Source organism: Streptomyces sp. NPDC046909 (assembly GCF_040644695.1).
In the GTDB taxonomy this organism is placed as follows: domain Bacteria; phylum Actinomycetota; class Actinomycetes; order Streptomycetales; family Streptomycetaceae; genus Streptomyces.
Window position 1 is genome coordinate 352,197 of record NZ_JBEYXC010000005.1, and the last position, 19,649, is coordinate 371,845.

Annotated in this window: 18 protein-coding genes; 11 read left to right on the forward strand and 7 right to left on the reverse strand. The window is 70.0% G+C overall.

What is annotated here, in order from left to right:
• Nucleotides 1-46: 46 nt before the first annotated feature.
• Nucleotides 47-3,244, forward strand: a complete 3,198-nt coding sequence (locus ABZ928_RS18610) for a family 78 glycoside hydrolase catalytic domain (protein WP_361519660.1) — start codon at nucleotides 47-49, stop codon at nucleotides 3,242-3,244.
• An 80-nt stretch (nucleotides 3,245-3,324) separates the two neighbouring features.
• Here ABZ928_RS18610 and ABZ928_RS18615 read toward each other — a convergent pair whose 3' ends face one another.
• Together ABZ928_RS18615 and ABZ928_RS18620 are read right to left on the reverse strand one after the other, a co-directional pair.
• A complete protein-coding gene (locus ABZ928_RS18615; RefSeq protein WP_361519663.1) occupies nucleotides 3,325-4,959 on the reverse strand; it encodes a carboxylesterase family protein in 1,635 nt (544 codons plus the stop codon).
• 430 nt (nucleotides 4,960-5,389) lie between these two features.
• Nucleotides 5,390-6,271: a helix-turn-helix transcriptional regulator gene (locus ABZ928_RS18620; protein ID WP_361519666.1), complete on the reverse strand. Its 882-nt coding sequence runs from the start codon at nucleotides 6,269-6,271 to the stop codon at nucleotides 5,390-5,392.
• 139 nt (nucleotides 6,272-6,410) lie between these two features.
• On the opposite strand from ABZ928_RS18620, the gene ABZ928_RS18625 reads away from it, so the two are divergent.
• Nucleotides 6,411-6,674, forward strand: coding sequence for an Atu4866 domain-containing protein (locus ABZ928_RS18625; protein WP_076972001.1), 264 nt, complete (start codon nucleotides 6,411-6,413; stop codon nucleotides 6,672-6,674).
• Between the two features lie 452 nt (nucleotides 6,675-7,126).
• Nucleotides 7,127-7,963: a PIG-L family deacetylase gene (locus ABZ928_RS18630; RefSeq protein ID WP_361519670.1), complete on the forward strand. Its 837-nt coding sequence runs from the start codon at nucleotides 7,127-7,129 to the stop codon at nucleotides 7,961-7,963.
• A 24-nt stretch (nucleotides 7,964-7,987) separates the two neighbouring features.
• On the opposite strand, the gene ABZ928_RS18635 is transcribed toward ABZ928_RS18630, so the two are convergent.
• A complete protein-coding gene (locus ABZ928_RS18635; protein ID WP_361519672.1) occupies nucleotides 7,988-8,980 on the reverse strand; it encodes an AraC family transcriptional regulator in 993 nt (330 codons plus the stop codon).
• Nucleotides 8,981-9,105: 125 nt separating this feature from the next.
• Between ABZ928_RS18635 and ABZ928_RS18640 the strand changes: the two genes are divergently transcribed.
• The 7 genes from ABZ928_RS18640 to ABZ928_RS18670 all read left to right on the forward strand — a co-directional run bounded on the left by ABZ928_RS18640 (nucleotide 9,106) and on the right by ABZ928_RS18670 (nucleotide 13,336).
• Nucleotides 9,106-10,188 carry a saccharopine dehydrogenase NADP-binding domain-containing protein gene (locus tag ABZ928_RS18640; RefSeq protein ID WP_361519675.1) on the forward strand — a complete coding sequence of 361 codons (1,083 nt, stop codon included), beginning with the start codon at nucleotides 9,106-9,108 and terminating at the stop codon, nucleotides 10,186-10,188.
• A gap of 207 nt (nucleotides 10,189-10,395) precedes the next feature.
• On the forward strand, nucleotides 10,396-10,833 hold the full coding sequence (locus tag ABZ928_RS18645) for an NfeD family protein (protein WP_361519678.1): 438 nt from the start codon (nucleotides 10,396-10,398) through the stop codon (nucleotides 10,831-10,833).
• A gap of 47 nt (nucleotides 10,834-10,880) precedes the next feature.
• Nucleotides 10,881-11,966, forward strand: a complete 1,086-nt coding sequence (locus ABZ928_RS18650) for an SPFH domain-containing protein (RefSeq protein WP_361519681.1) — start codon at nucleotides 10,881-10,883, stop codon at nucleotides 11,964-11,966.
• Nucleotides 11,967-12,082: 116 nt separating this feature from the next.
• Nucleotides 12,083-12,247, forward strand: coding sequence for a 50S ribosomal protein L33 (gene rpmG / locus ABZ928_RS18655; protein ID WP_059193627.1), 165 nt, complete (start codon nucleotides 12,083-12,085; stop codon nucleotides 12,245-12,247).
• Between the two features lie 47 nt (nucleotides 12,248-12,294).
• Nucleotides 12,295-12,555 carry a type B 50S ribosomal protein L31 gene (locus tag ABZ928_RS18660; protein WP_361519684.1) on the forward strand — a complete coding sequence of 87 codons (261 nt, stop codon included), beginning with the start codon at nucleotides 12,295-12,297 and terminating at the stop codon, nucleotides 12,553-12,555.
• A gap of 53 nt (nucleotides 12,556-12,608) precedes the next feature.
• On the forward strand, nucleotides 12,609-12,731 hold the full coding sequence (ykgO, locus tag ABZ928_RS18665; RefSeq protein WP_006130958.1) for a type B 50S ribosomal protein L36: 123 nt from the start codon (nucleotides 12,609-12,611) through the stop codon (nucleotides 12,729-12,731).
• 164 nt (nucleotides 12,732-12,895) lie between these two features.
• Entirely contained in the window at nucleotides 12,896-13,336 is a 441-nt protein-coding gene (locus tag ABZ928_RS18670) for a VOC family protein (protein WP_361519688.1), read from the forward strand.
• A 30-nt stretch (nucleotides 13,337-13,366) separates the two neighbouring features.
• Here the strand turns inward: ABZ928_RS18670 and ABZ928_RS18675 are convergent, their stop codons facing one another.
• The 3 genes from ABZ928_RS18675 to ABZ928_RS18685 form a co-directional block, all read right to left on the reverse strand.
• Nucleotides 13,367-14,215 carry an alpha/beta hydrolase-fold protein gene (locus ABZ928_RS18675; RefSeq protein WP_361519691.1) on the reverse strand — a complete coding sequence of 283 codons (849 nt, stop codon included), beginning with the start codon at nucleotides 14,213-14,215 and terminating at the stop codon, nucleotides 13,367-13,369.
• Between the two features lie 69 nt (nucleotides 14,216-14,284).
• Nucleotides 14,285-14,938 carry a class I SAM-dependent methyltransferase gene (locus tag ABZ928_RS18680; protein ID WP_361519694.1) on the reverse strand — a complete coding sequence of 218 codons (654 nt, stop codon included), beginning with the start codon at nucleotides 14,936-14,938 and terminating at the stop codon, nucleotides 14,285-14,287.
• Nucleotides 14,939-15,033: 95 nt separating this feature from the next.
• Nucleotides 15,034-17,340 carry an FdhF/YdeP family oxidoreductase gene (locus tag ABZ928_RS18685; protein WP_361519697.1) on the reverse strand — a complete coding sequence of 769 codons (2,307 nt, stop codon included), beginning with the start codon at nucleotides 17,338-17,340 and terminating at the stop codon, nucleotides 15,034-15,036.
• 159 nt (nucleotides 17,341-17,499) lie between these two features.
• Here ABZ928_RS18685 and ABZ928_RS18690 point away from each other — a divergent pair, with 159 nt between their 5' ends.
• Nucleotides 17,500-18,414, forward strand: coding sequence for a LysR family transcriptional regulator (locus ABZ928_RS18690; protein WP_361519700.1), 915 nt, complete (start codon nucleotides 17,500-17,502; stop codon nucleotides 18,412-18,414).
• Nucleotides 18,415-18,551: 137 nt separating this feature from the next.
• Here the strand turns inward: ABZ928_RS18690 and ABZ928_RS18695 are convergent, their stop codons facing one another.
• On the reverse strand, nucleotides 18,552-19,631 hold the full coding sequence (locus ABZ928_RS18695) for a tartrate dehydrogenase (protein ID WP_361519703.1): 1,080 nt from the start codon (nucleotides 19,629-19,631) through the stop codon (nucleotides 18,552-18,554).
• Nucleotides 19,632-19,649: the final 18 nt, after the last annotated feature.

Genomic DNA, 19,649 nt, shown 5'->3' on the forward strand with positions numbered 1-19,649 from the left:
TGGTTGAAACGTTTCAAACATCCCACTTCAATTCCGGAGATCTCACATGGCAGACAAGACGAACGGCACCCCGAGCCGCAGACAGGTGGTAGGCACCATGGCCGTGTCCGCGGCGGGACTCGCCCTCCCCCTGACCCCCGGGCTCGCCGCACAGAACGCGTACGCCCAGCCGCAGGACGCCGACGCCGGCGGAACCCAGGTCGTGGGCCTCGCGATCGACGGCCGGGAGGACCACCCGCTCGGCGTCGACGACCCCGCACCCCGCCTGAGCTGGCGGGTCGTCCACACGGACGACGGCTGGCTGCAGAGCGCCTACCAGATCCGGGCAGCCCGCACGGAACGCGACCTCGACGCCGGGCGCCTGCTGTGGGACAGCGGCAAGGTCCGCTCGGCCGCGCAGACCGACATCGCCTGGCGGGGGCCCGCGCTGGGCTCACGGGAGCGTGTCGTGTGGCGGGTGCGGGTGTGGGGCGAGAAGGGCGGCGCGACGCCGTGGAGTCGCCCGGCCTCGTGGGAGATGGGGCTGCTGCGGCGATCCGACTGGGGCGAGGCGCGCTGGATCGAGCACGCCGGACGCACCGTCGACCAGCCGCTGCCGGTGTTCGCCCGCGCCTTCCGGGTGGACGGCCGCGGGGGAGAAGTCACCAAGGCCAGGCTGTACGTCTCCGGCGTCGGACTCCAGGTGGCCCGGCTCAACGGCCGCCCGGTCACCGACGAGGTGCTCGCCCCCGGCAACTCCAACTACCAGCTGTCCGTCGAGTACCGGGCCTACGACGTCACCCGACTCGTCAGGAACGGCGACAACACCCTCGGCGTCGAACTGGGCCACGGCACCGCACTGGTGACCCGGTCGGTGACCAACCCCGCGACCGGGCGCGGCGCCCCGTACAGCTGGTGGCAGAGCCAGTTCAAGGGCACCGGCAGCCTGGTCGAGGCCGCCGCCCGGGGCGCGTCCACCGTCAAGGTGAGCAGCGTGGCCAACTACCACGTCGGCGGCACGGTCAACATCGACACCGGGGACGGGGGACAGCGGCTGGAGTCACGGACGATCACGGCGCTGGACACCGTCGGCAGCACCATCTCCTTCCAGCCCGCACTGTCCTCCGACCACGCCGCCGGCGCGGCCGTCTCCGCCTCGGGCAACTCGCTGGCGAGCACCGACCCCAGCGCGGGCGCCGCCGTCACCCCGCGTCTCATCGCCCGCCTGGAGCTGACGAAGGCCGACGGCACCGTCCGGACCATCGTCAGCGACCCCTCCTGGAAGACGGCCCTCGGCCCCACGACCACCGCCAACTGGTATTCCGGCTCCGACTACGACGCCCGCCGGGAACAGCCCGGCTGGACCGCCCCGGGCGCGGACCTGAGCGCGACGGCCGAGCGCCGAGACGGCACTCCCACGGGATGGGCCGCCGCCGGCATCGCCCCGCCGCCCAACCTGACCACCGAGCTGGTCTGGCGGACCGCCGAACCCCTCAAGGTCGTCGACAAGCTGCGGCCCGTCAGCGTCACCCAGCCCCAACCCGGTGTCTGGGTCTTCGACTTCGGGCAGAATTTCGCCGGCTGGCCCCAACTGAACCTGGACGGCCCGGTACCGGCCGGAACCACCGTGAAGCTCCAGCCCGCCGAGTCCCTGAACGCGGACGGCACCGTCAACCAGGCCTCGATCCGAGGCGGCGGCGCGGCCCGCGGAACCGACATCTTCGCCACCTACACCACCCACGGTGAGGCCCCCGACGAGACCTGGCACCCGCGGTTCCACTACTTCGGCATGCAGTGGCTCCAGGTCACCGGCCTGCCCGAGGGCTACACCGCCACCCAGGACACCATCACCGGCCTGCAACTCCACGCGGATGTACCGCCCGCCGGATCCGTGCGCACCTCGAACGACCGCATCAACCGCATCCACCGCATGTCCCGTTACTCGGTCATGAGCAACGTCATGTCGACCTTCACGGACTGCCCCGGCCGCGAGAAGCTCGCCTACCCGGCCGACTACCTCCAGCCCTTCGCCTCGCTGCACCGCATCTTCGGCTATGGCGCCTATCTGCGCACCATGGAACGGCACTTGGCGGAGGGCCAGTCCAAGGCGGGCGACACCATCGGCAACGTGGCGCTCAAGGCGCCGGTGTACGACTGGGGTTACACGGGCCGCTTCGGCGACGAGATCAACTGGGGCGACGGCATCGTCCTGACGCCGTGGTTCCTGTACGAGACGTACGGCGACACCCAGACCATGGCCCGCTACTACCCCCAGATGCAGGCCTTCCTCGCCTACATTCGCACCAAGAAGGCTGGCACCGGCCAGGACGCGTACATCGTGGACGCCGCCCTGGCCGACTGGATCTCCAGCGAGCAGACCTCCGGCCGTATCACCGGAACCTGGGGCTATCACCAGGTCGCCGACCGGATGGCCCGCATGGCCGAACTCCTCGGCCGTACGGCCGACGCCGCCGAGTACCGCAGCCTCGCCGCCACCATCAAGAAGGCCTTCAACGACGCCTTCTACAACAGCACCCTCGGCCGCTACACCGCGCAGGGCGAGCAGGGCAGCAGTGGGGCGACCCAGGCCGCACAGGCTCTGGCCCTGGACGAGGGACTGGTGCCGGAAGGCGAGCGGGAAAGGGTCCTCGACGCGCTGGTGGAACTGGTCCGCGCCCATCAACCCTTCGGCGGGGGCCCGCACTTCAGCGGCGGCACCATCGGACTGGCGCCCATCGTCAGAGCGCTCCACGAAGGCGGCCGCGACGACGTCCTGTGGGACGTACTCCAGGAGGACACGCGCCCGAGCTACGGCTACTTCATGCAGCCGACGACGGCCAACCCGGGCGGCCTGACGACCCATCCCGAACAGTGGGACATGGGCAACTCCAAGAACCACATGATCCTTCTCCAGATCGAGGAGTGGTTCCACAGCGGCCTCGCCGGAATCCGTCAGCCGCGCGGCGGCGTGGGCTACCGCGAACTCGTCATCGACCCGAGGCCGGTGGGCGACCTGACCCACGTGGAGGGCGCCTACCGCACCCCCTACGGCGAGGTGTCCTCGGAGTGGACGCGCAAGGGCGGCGTCTTCCGGCTGCGGGTCGAGATCCCGCCCAACACCACGGCGGAGATCCGGATCCCGACAGGGGGCGCCAAGCCGGAAAACATCCCCGACGGGGCGAAGTTCGAGCGCGTCGACGGGAACCGGGCCGTGTACCGCGTCGGTTCCGGCACGTACGTCTTCCTCGCGCGCGAGCAGCGGTAGCCGACGCGGCTCCTGTATGAGGGGAGAGGGTTCCGGAACGGAAGCCCTCTCCCCGACAGGGGTTCTGGAAGTAGACGTCCTCAGACGGAGTCCCAGAACACCCTTTCGGCCTTGTCCGGATCATCGACGATCTTGCACTCGGCGTCGAGCCACATCGTGGAGCGCCTCTGCGGCGTGTAGGGCGGCCATGCCGGTACCCCCGTCGCGGTGGGACGCCCCCGGTGGGCGAAGCCCGCCCACAGCCCGCTCATGTGCCGTGCGGTCGCGAGGCGTTGGGGCGACTGGTCCTTGTTGAGGATGTAGTCGAGGTTCTTGTCGGTGTTGGCGAACTTGAGGTTGATGTCCGACGCGTGCGGCGAGCCGATCGGAAAGTCGGTGCCCGGCACCAGGGTAGGGCTCGGGTAGGCGAGCTGGTACATGAACACGGGTGCCGCGTGCTGTGCCGCTTTGGCTTCCGCGATCTTGAGCGCGTCGCGCCAGATCGGTGAGGTGGTGATGGCGAAGTAGAGCTGCGCGGGCGTCGCTCCCGGCCGCGATCCGCGGAAGACGTCGATGATGCGGTCGAGTTGGGCGCCCTGGTACGTCCGGCTCAGTTCCCTGCGCAGGCCGGCCTCGTCGATGCGGAAGATGTCGGGCGGCCCGAAGAGGCTGAAGAACACCGTCTCGTCGCGGCAGGTGCCGCACATCAGCGGCTTGCCGGCCGAGAAGGGCGCGGCGCCGTCGGCGAAGGGATGCCGGGGGATGACGGTGCCGTCGACGAAGGCGCCGAAGCCGGGGAGCGGGCCGGGGTCGCCCCAGGGCGGAGCGCCGTTCGCGGCCTCGGACTGCTGGATCGCGAGCAGCCGCTCGGCGGGTATGTCGCGCAGCCGGGGGATGTCCGCGGTGGTCAGTCCCAGGAGCTCCAGCGTGCGCTCGGCGCGGGCGGTGGCGCCTTCACGGGTGGGGAAGCGCAGCGGCGCGGCGCTCTCGATGGAAGCCTTGTGGAAGAGGTGCGTGGCGTCCGGCATGGTGTAGATCGCGGCGGTCTTGGCGCCGCCACCGCTCTCGCCCCAGACCATGATGTTGTCGGGGTTGCCGCCGAAGTTCTCTATGTTCTCCCGGGGCCAGCGCAGGGCCGCGAGGATGTCCAGCATTCCCTGGTTGGCGGCGTAGTCGCCGCCGGTCAGATCGCCCAGGTACAGGTAGCCCAGCAGGCCGAGCCGGTGGTTGGACTCGACCACCACCACGTCGTAGAGCTGGGCGAGACGGGTGCCGTCCTGGCCCGTGGCGGAGCCGGAGCCGATCATGTAGCCGCCGCCGTGGTTGTAGAACATGACGGGCCGTCGTCTGCGGTCCGCGGCCGGGGTCCAGATGTTGAGGTAGAGGCAGTCCTCGGAGGGCGCCGGCATCCGGCCGTTGCCGTTCGGACCCATCTCGCCGCCCGGTACCTGGAAGGCCGGGTTCGGGAAGTCCACCGCGTCGCGTACCCCATGCCAATTTCTGGGCGGCCTCGGGGCTTTGAAGCGCAGTTCGCCGAGCGGCGGGGTGGCGTAGGGCACGCCGAGGAACTTCACGATGCCGTCCTCGCATCGCCCGCGCACCCTGCCGTAGCGGGTGGCCGCCTCGTCGGTGTGCCGCGCGCCTCGCGCGACGGCCTGCGACGGCATGCTCATCCCGGCGACGGCGGACAGCGCCCCGCCGATCACCGTCCTGCGGGTCATCCTCGAACCTGGCATCGGACCTCCTCCTGAGGAGCGCGCGCAGGGTTTGCCACGGGTGCTCCGCTGCGCGCCTCACCTGTTCTCGACTCGGACCTCGTGCAGATGCCGCGACCCTTCACTGGAACGTTTCAATGCATGGCTGCGACAGCTCCGTTCGAGCTGCGCGGTGAAGGTTCCCGGCCGTGCGGGTGACGCGTGTCGGTGCTCGGCGGCGGCCTGCGCGTACCGACTGGGAAACGTTATCCACGGGTGCGGGCCGGCACAAGAAGTTCGTCTGAGACGGCGTCACGGGCGCGGATTCCGGCCCGGTCCTCAGAGAAACACCACCCCGATCGTCGCCGTCGCCGCCAGTAGCGCCACGATCGTCAGGACGCTGACTGTCACGTCCTGATTCCGCGAGCGGTTTTCGGCCTCGCTGGATGAAACGCGCTGAGGCGAAGTCGCCCTATCGGTGCGGGTCTCCGGGTTGTGTCGGCTGATCAGCTGTGTGCTGGGAGCGGTCTTGGCGCCGGGTGGCGTGGAGGGAGCCGAGGAGGTGGAGGGAGTGGGCGCTGGGGCTGCCCGGTTCGGCGTGGTAGATGACGAGCTGCTGGCCGGGGGCCTCACGTACGTCGAACGCCTGGTAGGTGAGCGTGAGCGGGCCGACATCCGGGTGGAGGAAGTGTTTGGCGTCCCGCGTCTTGCCTCGCACGGTGGGGGACTGCCACAGGCGCGCGAAGTCCGCGCTGTGCTCGGTGAGGGTGCCGACGAGTTCGCGCAGCCGCGGGTTGTCCGGTTCGAAGCCGGTCGCCTCGCGGAGGTTGGCGACGGTGGCTTGTGCCGCCCGGTTCCAGTCCGCGTGGAAGGTGGGGCCGGCCGGGTCGAGGAACGTCATACGGGCGAGGTTGTCCGCCGGGGTGAACGCCGAGTAGAGGGCTTGGGCCAGCGCGTTGACCGCGAGGAGGTCGAGGGTCCTGTTCATGACGAACGCCGGGGTGTCGGTGTAGCCGTCCATCAGCTGTCGCAGGGCGGGGCTGACGCGCTCGGTGCGGCGAGGCGACAGCCGGTCGGCGGGAGCGGCCCCGGCCAGCCGGTACAGGTGCGCCCTGGCGTCCTCGTCGAGGTGCAGCGCATGACTGAGAGCGTCGATCACCTGGGGCGAGGGGTTGCGTTCGCGGCCCTGTTCCAGGCGGGTGTAGTAGTCGGCGTTCACTCCGGCCAGGACGGCGACCTCCTCGCGGCGCAGCCCGGCGACTCTGCGGGTCCCGTGGCTCGGCATCCCGACGTCGTGCGGGCGCAGGGCGGCGCGGCAGGCGCGCAGGAAGTCCCCGATGCGGTTGTCGTCCATGCCCTCAGGCTAGGCGGCGCGCCGCCGCGCAGCCTGGGTGTGGTGCACCCAGGCAGGAAGCGTCCTGGTCGGTCATCGCTGACCTGCGCAGACTCGGTGGAGCGGGAACGACCGCACCGTTCGAGCAGAGGAGGCCGCCATGGCCGCGATCGAGGACGGCCACGTGGACGTGGTCGGCATGTGGGTGACCGAGGACGGGCACATCCGGCAGGAGCTGCTGCCGGACGGCCGTTACGACGAGGCTCGCGGCGAGCGGGCCAGTGCGTACACCGGCCGCTACACGGTCACCGGTAGTCACCTGGACTACGTCGACGACACCGGGTTCACCGCCACAGGGGACATCCGCGACGGAGTGCTCTACCACGAACACCTCGTGCTGTACCGGGAGTCGAGCCCGTCGTAGCGGGGCGGCGAGCGCAGCGGGACAACGGGGGTTGGGGCAGCAGCTGCTCCGGTCGGGGAGACCGACTCCTCGTGGGGAGCGGACCGACTGGCCGACGGCGGCCCCACCGCACACTGAACAACCCGCCCCGGCCGCGGTCCGCGCCGACGGCCGAACGAGCCCGACCTCGTCGTAGTGATGCAGCCTTCGGGCCCTACAGCGATGAGTTTTGCCGTGACCTCTTGTCTGAATCCAGGTACCCGCCGCACCACACCCGAGGAGCGGCGGCCGAGCGGCCCCGCCGGGAACACCCGGTCCGGTCGGCGAGGTTGCACCGGTCGGGGACCGGCGCCGCACGGTCGGGGAACACGGAGGCCATACGGTCGTCCGCTCCGCCAAGATCGGTACCCCAGGACCGCGGCACACCCGCCGCACCGCTTGGACCAAGACGTATTTCGCAGGAGGACTCCTTCATGACCGATCACCGCCCCTTGACGCTCATGGCCGTGCACGCCCACCCCGACGACGAGGCCACCGGGACCGGAGGAGTTCTCGCGCGGTATGCGGCGGAAGGCATCCGCACGGTGCTCGTGACGTGTACCGACGGCGGTTGCGGTGACGGACCGGGCGGCGTCAAGCCGGGCGATCCCGGGCACGATCCGGCGGCGGTCGCCCTGATGCGCCGTGAGGAACTGGAGGCGAGCTGTGGCGTCCTGAAGATCAGCGACCTGGAGATGCTCGACTACGCCGACTCCGGGATGATGGGCTGGCCGAGCAACGACGCCCCCGGATCCTTCTGGCAGACGCCGGTGGAGGAAGGCGCGGCCCGGCTTGCCGAACTCATGCGGTACTACCGGCCTGATGTGGTCGTCACCTATGACGAGAACGGTTTCTACGGCCACCCCGACCACATCCAGGCCCACCGGATCACGATGGCGGCGCTGGAGATGACCGAGCTGACACCGAAGGTGTACTGGACGACGATGCCCCACTCTGCGATGCGTCGGTTCGGCGAGGTCATGCGCGAGTTCAGTGAGGACATGCCGGAGCCGGACCCCGCCGAGGCTGCCGCGATGGCCGAGATCGGCCTCCCCGACGACGAGATCACCACGTGGGTGGACACGACCGGGTTCAGCGACCAGAAGTTCGACGCGCTGGCCGCGCACGCCAGTCAGGGCGAGAACATCTTCTTCCTCAAGATGGGCAAGGAGAGGTTCGGCGAGTTGATGGGCATGGAGACCTTCCTCCGCGTCCAGGACCCCACCGGCGCGCCCGTACCCGAGAACGATCTCTTCGCCGGGCTGCGCTGATCCACCCGTGCGTTCCTGGGGGAGTTAGTGCTCTGACCGCAGATGTTCGCCGGATCCGGTGGCTCGACGGTCGGCGTCCGTGGTGTGAGGATCCGCGGATGCCGGCTGGCGGCGGTAGGCGCCGGGGGTCAGGCCGTGCTCCCGTTTGAAGGCCGTGCTGAACGCGAACTCGGATGTGTATCCGACCCGGTTGGCCACAGTCTTCAGCGGAGCGTCGTAGGTGCGGAGGAGCCGGGCCGCGGTGGTCATGCGCCACCACGTCAGGTACGACAGCGGTGGCTGGCCCACGAGGGTGGTGAACCGGCGTGCGAAGGCCGCGCGGGACAGCCCGGCCAGTGCTCCCAGCTCTTCCACCGTCCACGGCCGGTGCGGGGCGCCGTGAATGCCCTGGAGCGCGGCGTGGATGGCCGGGTCGTGCAGCGCCGCGGTCCAGCCGGTGGCCGCCTCGTGCCGGGGCCGCTCGTCGAGCCAGGCCCGCATCACGTACAGCAACAGGGCGTCGAGCAGTGCGGGCAGCAGGGCGTCACTTCCGAGACGGGGCTCCGCCAGTTCCGTCGCGAGGAGTTCGGTGGCTCCGCGCAGTGACGAGTGCTGTCCGAGGTGGGCCGGCAGATGAACGAGCTCCGGGAACTCGCCGAGCAGGGGGTGGGGCCGGGCGCGGTTCATGAGGTACGCGCCGCAGAGCATCACCGTCGGGGACCCCGCCCTGGCGTCGTCGGGGTGATCGTCCTGATGGGGATCGGCGAGCGGCGAGGAGGGGAGGTCGGTCGGCAGCACGGTGGGATCGGCGGCCACGGCGTGGGCACTGCCGTGCGGGAGGAAGGCGAGGTCCCCGGCCCGGAGTTCGATCGGTGAGCCGTCCTGAGGGATCAGCCAGCTCCTGCCCTCCAGGACGAGGTGGAAGCCGGCACCGTCGAAGGGCCGGTGGCGTACCGCCCACGGCGCGCGCCGCTCGGTGCGCGCGTAGTGCGGCTGTCCCCTGCGCATGGCCGTGATCACGTCACTGAGCAAGTCCACTCGGCCAGCGTATGCGAATCCTCGGTGCCCGAGACGATTGCGTATGTAGAGGGGACGCTGACGCATTAACCGTCTTGTTCTGGAGCCATACGCTGCCTTCGGAGCGCGTGGAAAGGACTTCGGACATGCGGATCGCCGTATACGGCGCCGGTGGCTACACCGGCAAGCTCGTCGTCGCCGAATTGGCCCGGCGGGACATCGAGACGGTGTTGGTCGGCCGGAACGTCGAACGCCTCAGCGAGGCAGCCGCCCGAGCCGGCCTCGCCCCAGTCGACGGCGCCGCGATACGGCGCGCCGAATCCGGCGACCACGCCGCACTCGTCCATGCCTTCCAGGACTGCGCCGCGGTCATCAACTGCGCGGGGCCATTCGTCCTGTCCGGCGAAGCGGTCGTGCGGGCCGGCGTCGCCGCCGGATGCCATTACGTCGACATCGCTGGTGAACAGCGCCACCTCGACCGCGTCTTCAGCGACTTCGCCGCGCCCGCCGCGGCGGCCGGGGTGACAGTCGTCCCGGGCGCCAACGACGATGGCCTGCCCAGCGACTTGCTCGCTCACCTCGTCGCCGCGCGTGTCCGTCCCGTACGGGAAGTCGTCATCGGCCTGGAACTGGTCCGCACCGGCGCGATGCCGTCCCGCGGAACTCTCCGGTCGGCGTTGGAGAACATCGACACGTTCACCGGCGGCGGCCTCGGCTATGAAGACGGCCGCTGGCATCCCGATATCGCCGCAGGGCGTACGGCACTCACCTTTCCGGACCGCTCCGATCCGGTGCCGGTGGTGAAGTTCCCTCTTCCGGCGCTGGTCACGGTTCCCCGGCACGTCGTGGCACGGCGGGTCGAGGGCGTGGTCCGTGCGGAACTGGCGGCCGCATTCGCCGACATCACCCCCGCGCTCATCGGCAGCGTTCCCGAAGGACCGCCCGCGGACAACCGCCGTACCGCGCGCTGGATCATCGTCGTTGAAGCGACCAGTGAGGACGGGCGGCGCGCTCGCGGCATTGTCCAGGGCGTCGACATGCAGGGGACCACAGCGGTCATCGCGGTCGAAAGCGCGCGTCGGCTCGTTGCCGACGGTGCCAAGCCCGGTGTCCTTGCCCCGGCCCAGGCCTACTCGCCCGCCGACTTCCTGGAGTTCCTCGTCCGGCACGGCGTCCACTGGAGTGTCGATGCCACGGGCGGTGCCGCCGACGCCCGTCAGATGCCGTGACGGCACAGGCTCGCCGCACTCGGAGGGGCTACGGCTTTGAGGGGCCCGTCCATCTGCCTGCCGAGGCGCCACTACGGCAGGGCGCGCTCGTCGCCGTCTCCCGGGGCCTGCGCAGCAAACGATTGAGGATGGCTGCTGCCGCCCTCGTCCGGTCCGGGGGCGCCGGAGGTAGCTTGGTGGTGAAGGCCTTCGAAGGAGGGCGATGGGATGCCATGGTTCGTATGGCTGCTCCTTGCCGCGGCGCTGGGCGTCGCGGAGTTTTTCACCCTGACACTGGTTCTGGGGCTGTTCGCGGGCGCGGCCCTGGTCGCCGCCGTGGTCGCCGGGGTGGGCGTCGGGACGCTCGGACAGCTGGTGGCGCTCGGCGTGACGGCGGCGGCGGGTCTGGTCCTCGCCCGGCCTGCCGCACTGCGGTACATGGCACAGCCGCCGGTGATGCGCGACGGCAGCGACGCGCTGATCGGCAGACGCGCCGAGGTGGTGCAGGAGGTGACCGCGACCCGCGGCCTGGTCAAACTCGGCGGCGAGGAATGGACCGCCCGGGCCTTCGACGAGAGTCATGTGATCCCGGTGGGGGCACTGGTCGACGTCATGGAGATCCAGGGTGCCACCGCCGTCGTCTACCCCCGCGAGCTTCTTCCATGAGCGGCTGAACGCAGAGCTGCGGCTGAACGCAGAGCTATGGAGGCACTGTGGAACCCGTTGTCATCAGCATTGTCGTGGCGGCCATCGTCATCGTCTTCCTCGTCGCCTCCACGGTGCGGATCGTCCCGCAGGCGCGCCGCTACAACATCGAGCGGTTCGGCCGGTACCGCCGCACGCTGCAACCCGGGCTGAACCTGGTGCTGCCGGTGGCGGACCGCATCAACACCAAACTCGACGTGCGGGAGCAGGTCTATTCGTCCGACCCGCGGCCGGTGATCACCGAGGACAACCTCGTGGTGAACATCGACACCGTGCTCTACTACCAGATCACGGATCCGCGGGCGGCCGCCTACGAGGTCGCCGACTACTTGCAGGCGATCGACCAGCTCACGGTGACGACGCTGAGGAACGTCATCGGCAGCATGGACCTGGAGGAGACGCTCACCTCGCGTGAGGAGATCAACTCCCGGCTGCGGGCCGTCCTCGACGACGCCACCGGCAAGTGGGGCATCCGGGTCAACCGCGTGGAGATCAAGGCCATCGACCCTCCGCACACCATCAAGGAGGCGATGGAGAAGCAGATGCGTGCCGAGCGGGACAAGCGCGCGGCCATCCTGCACGCCGAAGGGGAGCGGCAGGCCAAGATCCTCACGGCGGAGGGCACGAAACAGAAGGACATCCTGGAGGCGCAGGGCGCCCAGCAGGCCATGATCCTGCGGGCGGACGGCGAGGCGAAGGCGGTGGAGCTCGTCTTCCAGGCCGTGCACCGCAACAACGCCGATCCGAAGGTCCTGGCCTACAAGTACCTGGAGACGCTGCCGCACCTGGCGAGCAGCGACAACAACACGTTCTGGGTGATCCCGGGGGAGCTGACCGAGGCGGTACGGACCGTCACCCGCGCCTTCGGAGACGACGGGGCGTCGACCGCTCCCGCTCCCTCCGCGGAACCCTCCGCCGGTGCCGAGGCAGCGCCGGACGAGGCCCGCAGCCCCGAGCTGGAGGCGGGCTCGTCGCTGCTGCTCGACGCCGCCGCGGCCGCCGACGAGGCCGAGAAACAGGCCGCCGCGGCGGTGAGCGACGCCAAGGCGGAGGCCGAGGCAGCGCAGTCGCCGCAGGTGCCGCGCCGGGCGTAGCGGTACGGCGGTCCGGCGCGGTCGCCCCCCGGGAATGAACCGCCGGGGGGCCGCGTTACAGACACTGCATGACATGACCGGGTCAATCGGCCCGGTGGTGGTGGAAGGAGAACCTCATGGCACGCAGCACCGCGCGGCCCGTGGTCAAGCTCAGGTCGACAGCCGGTACCGGAGTGACCTATGTGACCCGCAAGAGCCGTCTGAACGACCCCGACCGACTGGTCCTGCGCAAGTACGACCCGGTGGCCGGCCGGCACCTGCTGTTCCGCGAAGAACGATGACCACCGCCTCGGCCGCCGAGTCGAGGCACACGAAGGAGGCACCACCCATGAGGCCCGGCATCCACCCCGTCTCCCGCCCGGTCGTCTTCCGCGACCGCATGGCAGGCTTCCGACTGCTCACCCGATCCACCCTCGACGCCCAGGACACGGTCGAGTGGGAGGACGGCACCATGTACCCGGTCGTGGACGTGGACATCTCGTCCGCGAGCCACCCGTTCTACACCGGCACCTCGCGGGTCATGGACACCGCGGGCCGGGTGGAGCGTTTCGAGCGGCGCTACGGCCGTACCGCTCCCGCCCGCCACTGACGGCGCCCGAGCCATCACACTCCCTCCCTGGAACTCTCTGGAAGGAGACCGCCGTGAAGGTACGCAAGTCCCTGCGTTCCCTGAAGGCCAAGCCCGGCGCCCAGGTGGTCCGCCGACGCGGGGTGACCTTCGTGATCAACAAGAAGGACCCCCGCTTCAAGGCCCGCCAGGGCTGACGCCCCACCACACCGCATCCCCTGATCACCTGATCCCCGCAGCCCGGCACCGCACCAGCGGTGGCGGGCTGCTGTGCCTGCCTCCAGTGTCGAGAACGTGCCGTCGGCTCCGTCCCCGGTACATCAGCGGCCACCACCGGCCGCACGACGAAGGAGGAACCACCATGGCGATTCAGCGGATGGACAACGTCGGCATCGTCGTCGAGGACATGGACGCCGCCGTCGCGTACTTCATGGAACTCGGTATGGAGGTGGAAGGCACGGCGCAGGTCGAGGGCCTCTTTGCCGACCAGTGCACGGGACTCGACGGCGTCCGCTGTGACATCGCGATGCTCCGGACCCCGGACGGTCACGGCCGACTCGAGCTGGCCAAGTACCGGAGTCCGGCGGTGATCAGTGACCTGCCCCGCGACCGGCCGCACAACATTCTGGGCACGCACCGTGTGATGTTCGCCGTCGACGACATCGAGGACACCGTCGCCCGCCTGCGCACCCATGGCGCAGAACTCCTCGGTGAGATCGCCCGGTACGAGGACAGCTATCTGCTCTGCTACGTCCGCGGCCCGGAGGGGATCATCGTCGGACTGGCCCAGCAACTGAAGTGAGAAAGCCGCAGGCCCACCCTGCTTCGGTACTCAGTGGTCGTCGGACCGCCACGACCAGCGCAGGGCATCGGGCAGCAGGACGCCGCCGTGGTTGGGACTGTGGCCGCCGTCGCCCAGCACGAGGCGGAAGTCGTATCCGGCCTCGGCGAGCGCGGCCGCGACACGCAGGTTGTGGGCGAGCCAGTTCGCTTCGGGCTCGTTCCAGCGCAGGTCGCGGTGGCCCGCTTGCAGGAAGACGCGCAGCGGCTTACGGGGGGTGCCGGGGATCAGTTCGGGGTAGGGATTGCCGCCCGGCATCTGCGTGAAGCTGGACAGGTACCCGATGACGCGACGGAACCTGTCCGGGCGCAACCACGCCGCGGTGAAGGCGCAGTTGCCACCACTGCTGCCACCACAGATGCCCCATCGGTCGGGATCCGTGGTGATCGCGTACCGCCGCGTGACCTCGGGGATGATTTCGTCCAGCAGGAAAGTGACGTAGCGGTCGTCGAAGGCGTCGTACTCGGTGTTGCGGTTCTTGGGGTTCTCGGCGTCGAGGAAGACGCCGGGGTCGACGAACACGCCGATGGTGACCGGGATGTCGCCGCGATGGACGAGATTGTCCAGGACGATCGCGCCGCGGACCTCTCCGTCGGGGTCCAGGTACCACCACCCGTCCTGGAAGACGATCAGTGACGCCGGCTGTGCGGGGTCGTAGCCGGCGGGTACGTGGACCCAGAACTTCCGGGACGTGCCTGGGTAGATCGCGCTGTCGTTCCAGTCGAACGCGATCGTCTCGCCAACTGGCACGCCGGGCTGGACAGTTGAGTCGGGGCCGTGGGCGTAGCGGACGTCCGATTGGTCAACCGGCAGCGACTGGTAGGGCACCTCGATCGTCATGCGGGCCAACCTAGGAGAAGATCACAAGCCCTCTCAAAGGCATTTGGTGACCGTGCCCCAATAGGCCCCTCAGGGCGTTTCGGGCTTGCGGGCCAGCAGGCAGGCGTGCGGTCGGTTCACGCGGCCGCCGGGCTCCTGCTCCAGCTTCGCGGTGACGACGAGTCCGGCGTGTTCCAGTAGGCCGATCACGCGGTCCAGGGGCAGGAGGTACGACTCGTAGGACACCGGAAGGCCGTAGCCGTGGGTCGGCTGGAGGCGTTCGTCGCCGGCGTAGTTTCCCCAGAGCAGGTAGCCGCCGGGTGCGAGTGCGCGGTGGAACTCGGCGAACACCGCCGGGAGCCACTGCGGGGGCGTGTGGTGGGTGGAGTACCAGGCCAGGATGCCGCCGAGTTCGTCGTCGCCCGTCTCCAGCGCGGTCATCGAGCCCTCCGTGAACCGCAGGTCCGGGTAGGCGTGCCGGGCCAGCCCGATCATGTTCGGTGACAGATCGACGCCGAAGGCGGGCACTCCCAGACCGGCCAGGTGCGCGGTCACGAGGCCTGGGCCGCATCCCAGGTCCGCGACCGGTCCCAGACCGGCTGTGCGCACGAGTTCGGCGAACCCGGCCAGCATCGCGCGTGACAGGGGGTCCATCTCGCCGGGACGCGGGACGCGTTCGAGATAAGCGGCGGCGACTGTGTCGTACGACTCGCGCACGGCGGTCAGGAAGGAGGGCTCGGTCATGCGGGCGACCCTAGAGCAGGCCACTGACAGGCCGAACGTCACTGGCGTCCGGCGTCCGGCGTCCGGTGGGGCCGTGGCCCTGCCGGTGTGCGGCTTCAAGCCTGTGCCGGTACGGCGGGGCGCTCCAGGCGGATGATGACGCTCTTCGACGTCGGGGTGTTGCTGATGTCGGCGACGCTGTCGAGGGGGACCAGGATGTTGGTCTCCGGGTAGTAGGCGGCGGCGGAGCCCGGGGGAGTGGGGTAGCCGACGACGCGGAAGGCGTCCGCTCGGCGTTCGACGCCGTCGGACCAGATACTGACCAGGTCGACGACACTGCCCTCCGCGAGCCCGAGGTCGGCCAGGTCGGCCGGGTTGACGAGGACCACGCGCCGGCCGCCCTTGATGCCCCGGTACCGGTCGTCCATGGCGTAGGGGATGGTGTTCCACTGGTCGTGCGAGCGCAGGGTCTGCAGGACGAGATGGCCCTTGGGCGCTTGCAGCAGCGTGAAGTCGTTGACCGTGAAGACGGCCTTGCCGCTGGGCGTGCGGAACACCCGGGAGTTCACCGGGTTGGGCAGGCGGAACCCGCCGGGGCGGCGTACCCGCTCGTTGAAGTTCTCGAAGCCGTCGACGACGCGGGCGATGCGGTCGCGGACGAGGTCGTAGTCGGTCTCGAAGTCCGCCCAGGGGATGTCGGGTGTGGAGCCCAGCACCTTGCGGGCGAGGCGGGTGATGATGGACACCTCGCTCAGCAGGTGCGGGGACGCGGGGGAGAGGCGGCCGCGGGTGGCGTGGACCTCGCTCATGGAGTCCTCGACCGTCATGAACTGCTCGCCGCCCGCCTGGAGGTCGCGGTCGCTGCGGCCCAGCGTGGGCAGGATCAGCGCGGTGCGTCCGCACACCGCGTGTGAGCGGTTGAGCTTGGTGGAGATGTGCGCGGTCAACCGGCAGTTGCGCAGGGCCTGTTCGGTGACGTCGCTGTCGGGCGTGGCCCGGACGAAGTTGCCAGCGACCCCGAGGAAGACCTTCGCGTGTCCGTCGCGCATGGCCCGGATCGAGTCCACGGAGTCCAGGCCGTGGCGGGTGGGCGGAGTGAAGCCGAACTCGCGTTCCAGGGAGTCCAGGAAGGCCTGCGGCATCCGCTCCCAGATGCCCATCGTGCGGTCGCCCTGGACGTTGCTGTGTCCGCGCACCGGGCACACGCCCGCGCCCGGGCGGCCGATGTTGCCGCGCAGCAGAAGGAAGTTGACGACCTCGCGGATGGTGGGCACGCCGTGCTTGTGCTGGGTCAGGCCCATCGCCCAGCAGACGATCACGCTCCGGCTGGCCAGCACCCGCTCGTGGACCCGCTCGATCTCGTCCCGGGTCAGCCCGGTGGCCTCCAGTACGGCGTCCCAGGAGGTCTCACGGATGTGCTCGACGAAGGCGTCGTACCCGGTGGTGTGCGCCTCGATGAACGCGCGGTCCAGGACGGTGCCCGGCTCCTTGTCCTCGGCCTCGACCAGCATCAGGTTCAGCGCCTGGAACAGGGCGAGGTCGCCGCCGGGCCGTATCTGAAGGAACTGGTCGGCGATGTCGGTGCCGCGGCCGATGATGCCGCGGGCCTTCTGCGGGTGCTTGAAGCGCAGGAGTCCGGCCTCGGGCAGCGGGTTGACGGCGACGACGTGGCCGCCGCGGCGCTTGGTCTCCTCCAGGGCGGACAGCATGCGCGGGTGGTTGGTGCCCGGGTTCTGGCCGACGACGAAGACGAGGTCGGAGTCGTAGAGGTCGTCGAGGCTGACGCTGCCCTTGCCGATGCCCAGGGTCTCGCCCAGGGCCGAACCGCTGGACTCGTGGCACATGTTGGAGCAGTCGGGGAGGTTGTTGGTGCCGAAGGCCCGCGCGAACAGCTGGAGCAGGAAGGCGGGTTCGTTGGCGAGGCGGCCGGAGGTGTAGAACAGCGCCTCGTCCGGGTGGTCCAGGGCGCGCAGTTCGGCGGCGAGGAGGTCCAGTGCCTCGTCCCAGCCGATCGTCTCGTAGTGGCTCGCGCCCTCGCGCAGCACCATCGGTTCGGTGAGGCGGCCCTGCTGGTTGAGCCAGTAGTCGGACTTCCGGGCGAGCTCGTCGACGGAGTGCTGCCGGAAGAAGTCGGCGGTGACCCGGCGGGAGGTGGCCTCGTCGGCGATGTGCTTCGCGCCGTTCTCGCAGTACTCGTTGCGATGGCGCTTCCCCGGGGCGGGCTCGGGCCAGGCGCAGCCCGGGCAGTCGAAGCCCTTCGTCTGGTTGATGTTCAGCAGGGTCAGCGCGGTCCGCTTCGGCGAGGTCTGGCCCAGCGCGTACTGCAACGCGTGGACGACGGCGGGAGCGCCGGTGGCCCAGGTCTTGGGGGCCGACACCGACAGCCCGTCCTCACCCGGTTCGTCGTTGTCGAAGTCCCGCATCGCGCCACGCCCTTTCCGCCCCGTCCTCCCGCCCACTCTTCGCCCGACGTCGGGCCAGGTCAAAGCGGAAGTTCCGATCACGTGAGAGGTGTAGCCGATCAACCCCGCGAAACGGCGGCCCCCGATGCTGCCGCGCCGCAGGCCATGGATCATGGGTGGGTGCTGCTGCGCCAACTCGAATACCTCGTCGCCCTCGCCCGCGCCCGCCATTTCGCGAAGGCGGCCCAGGCCTGCTACGTCTCCCAGCCGACCCTCTCCGAGGGCATCCGGAAACTGGAGGACGAACTCGGCGTGCCGCTCGTGCAGCGAGGACGCAGATTCGAGGGCTTCACACCGGAGGGCGAGCGGGTCGTCATGTGGGCCCGGCGCATCCTCGCCGACCGGGACGCGATGCAGGGCGAGCTCCAGTCCCTGCGGGCCGGGCTCAGCGGGCGGCTGCGCATCGGCACCGTTCCCACCGCCGCCACGGCGGTCGCCCTGCTGACCCAGCCGTTCTGCGCCGCCAACCCCCTCGCCACCGTCCAGGTCTTCGCCGACCTGCGGTCCGAGGACATCATCAACCGGCTCAGGACGTACGAACTCGACGCCGCCGTGACCTACCACAGCACCGTCGCCGAACACGGCTTCACCTTCGTACCGCTGTACCAGGAGCGGTACGTCCTCCTGATCCAGCGCTCCGTCCCCGAATCGGGCCTCGCGGAGATTGCCTGGGCGGAGGCCGCCCAGTACCCGCTGTGCCTGCTGCACCCCGGGATGCAAGGGCGTCAGGTCATCGAGGCGGCGTTCGACTCGGTGGGTGTCCGAGTGACCCCGAGAGTGGAGACCGACTCGATCGCCTCCCTGTTCGCACAGGTCAGGGCCGGCCACTGGGCGAGCGTCGTACCGCACGCCTGGCTGCACGTCTTCGGCGTCCCGCCCGGCATGCACGCCGTCCCGCTCGTGGACCCGGTACGCACCGAACAGATGGGCCTGGTGCTCCCCGCCCGCGAACCGGTCTCCCCGATCGGCCAGGCACTGCTCGACGTCGCGGACCGAGCCGTGATCGCGACGACGCTGGAGGCGCTGCCCGGCTGACGGCGCCCGCTCCCGTGGGTCCACGAGCGGGTGCCGTCCGGTACATCGTCGGTCCGTCACGCCAGGCCGGTACACGCACTGCGACCGTGACGAACCCGTACGACTCGATCGGCCCCCGGGTCCCTGACCCGGGCGGCTCACAAGGCGTCGATCAGCGCCTTGGTGACGTCCTCCGTGGCGGCGGTGCCGCCGACATCGTGGGTGAGGATGCCGGCGGCCGTCGTGGCCTCGATCGCCTTGTTGAGGCGGGCGGCCTGGTCGTGCAGGCCGAAGTGGTCCAGCATCAGCGCGGCGCTGCCGACCGCGCCGATCGGGTTGGCCAGGCCCTGCCCCGCGATGTCCGGGGCGGAGCCGTGGACGGGCTCGAACATGCTGGGGAATCGGCGTTCGGGGTTGAGGTTGGCGCTGGCGGCGAGCCCCAGACTGCCGGCGAGGGCGCTGCCGAGGTCGGAGAGGATGTCGGCGTTGAGGTTGGAGGCGACGACGACGGAGAGGTCTTCAGGCTTCAGCACGAACTTCGCGGACATCGCGTCGACGAGGACGCTCTCGGTCTCGACGTCCGGGTAGTCGGCGGCGACGCGCTTGAACACGTCGTCCCACAGGACCATGCCGTACTGCTGCGCGTTGCTCTTGGTCACGGACGAGACCTTGCGGCGGCTGCGGGTGCGGGCCAGGTCGAAGGCGAAGCGCATGATCCGCTCGCAGCCCACCTCGGTGAACAGGGCGGACTGGACGGCGACTTCACCGCCGGGGCCGCGGCCGCCGAGGTTGCGGCCGCCGAGGCCCGCGTACTCGCCCTCGCTGTTCTCGCGTACCACGACCCAGTCGAGGTCGGTGTCGTCGGCCTTGCGCAGCGGGCTGGTGACGCCGGGCAGGAAGTGCACAGGGCGGACGTTGGCCCACTGGTCGAAGCTCTGGCAGATCCGCAGCCGCAGCCCCCACAGGCTGATGTGGTCGGGGACGCTGGGCCAGCCGACGGCGCCGAAGTAGATCGCGTCGAAGTCCTTGAGGCGGTCGAGTCCGTCCTCGTCCATCATCGTCCCGGTGCGCTCGTAGTACTCGCAGCCCCAGGGGAACTCCTGCCACTCGAAGGCGAAGGCCCCGCCGGAGCCCTCGGCCAGGGCGTCGAGGACGGCACGCCCTGCGGCGACGACCTCCTTGCCGACGCCGTCGGCGGGGATGGCGGCGATACGGAAGGTGCGGGGTGCGGTGGTCATGAAGTGCCTCCGGCCGGC

What these genes read in the sequence shown, in the direction of transcription:
- ABZ928_RS18675 (WP_361519691.1), bottom strand. Translation starts at nt 14,215, where the DNA reads ATGACGATCGAGGTGCCCTACCAGTCGCTGCCGGTTGACCAATCGGAC.
- ABZ928_RS18610 (WP_361519660.1), top strand. Translation starts at nt 47, where the DNA reads ATGGCAGACAAGACGAACGGCACCCCGAGCCGCAGACAGGTGGTAGGC.
- ABZ928_RS18685 (WP_361519697.1), bottom strand. Translation starts at nt 17,340, where the DNA reads ATGCGGGACTTCGACAACGACGAACCGGGTGAGGACGGGCTGTCGGTG.
- ABZ928_RS18625 (WP_076972001.1), top strand. Translation starts at nt 6,411, where the DNA reads ATGGCCGCGATCGAGGACGGCCACGTGGACGTGGTCGGCATGTGGGTG.
- ABZ928_RS18645 (WP_361519678.1), top strand. Translation starts at nt 10,396, where the DNA reads ATGCCATGGTTCGTATGGCTGCTCCTTGCCGCGGCGCTGGGCGTCGCG.
- ABZ928_RS18670 (WP_361519688.1), top strand. Translation starts at nt 12,896, where the DNA reads ATGGCGATTCAGCGGATGGACAACGTCGGCATCGTCGTCGAGGACATG.
- ABZ928_RS18630 (WP_361519670.1), top strand. Translation starts at nt 7,127, where the DNA reads ATGACCGATCACCGCCCCTTGACGCTCATGGCCGTGCACGCCCACCCC.
- ABZ928_RS18695 (WP_361519703.1), bottom strand. Translation starts at nt 19,631, where the DNA reads ATGACCACCGCACCCCGCACCTTCCGTATCGCCGCCATCCCCGCCGAC.
- ABZ928_RS18680 (WP_361519694.1), bottom strand. Translation starts at nt 14,938, where the DNA reads ATGACCGAGCCCTCCTTCCTGACCGCCGTGCGCGAGTCGTACGACACA.
- ABZ928_RS18615 (WP_361519663.1), bottom strand. Translation starts at nt 4,959, where the DNA reads ATGCCAGGTTCGAGGATGACCCGCAGGACGGTGATCGGCGGGGCGCTG.
- ABZ928_RS18640 (WP_361519675.1), top strand. Translation starts at nt 9,106, where the DNA reads ATGCGGATCGCCGTATACGGCGCCGGTGGCTACACCGGCAAGCTCGTC.
- rpmG (WP_059193627.1), top strand. Translation starts at nt 12,083, where the DNA reads ATGGCACGCAGCACCGCGCGGCCCGTGGTCAAGCTCAGGTCGACAGCC.
- ABZ928_RS18660 (WP_361519684.1), top strand. Translation starts at nt 12,295, where the DNA reads ATGAGGCCCGGCATCCACCCCGTCTCCCGCCCGGTCGTCTTCCGCGAC.
- ABZ928_RS18620 (WP_361519666.1), bottom strand. Translation starts at nt 6,271, where the DNA reads ATGGACGACAACCGCATCGGGGACTTCCTGCGCGCCTGCCGCGCCGCC.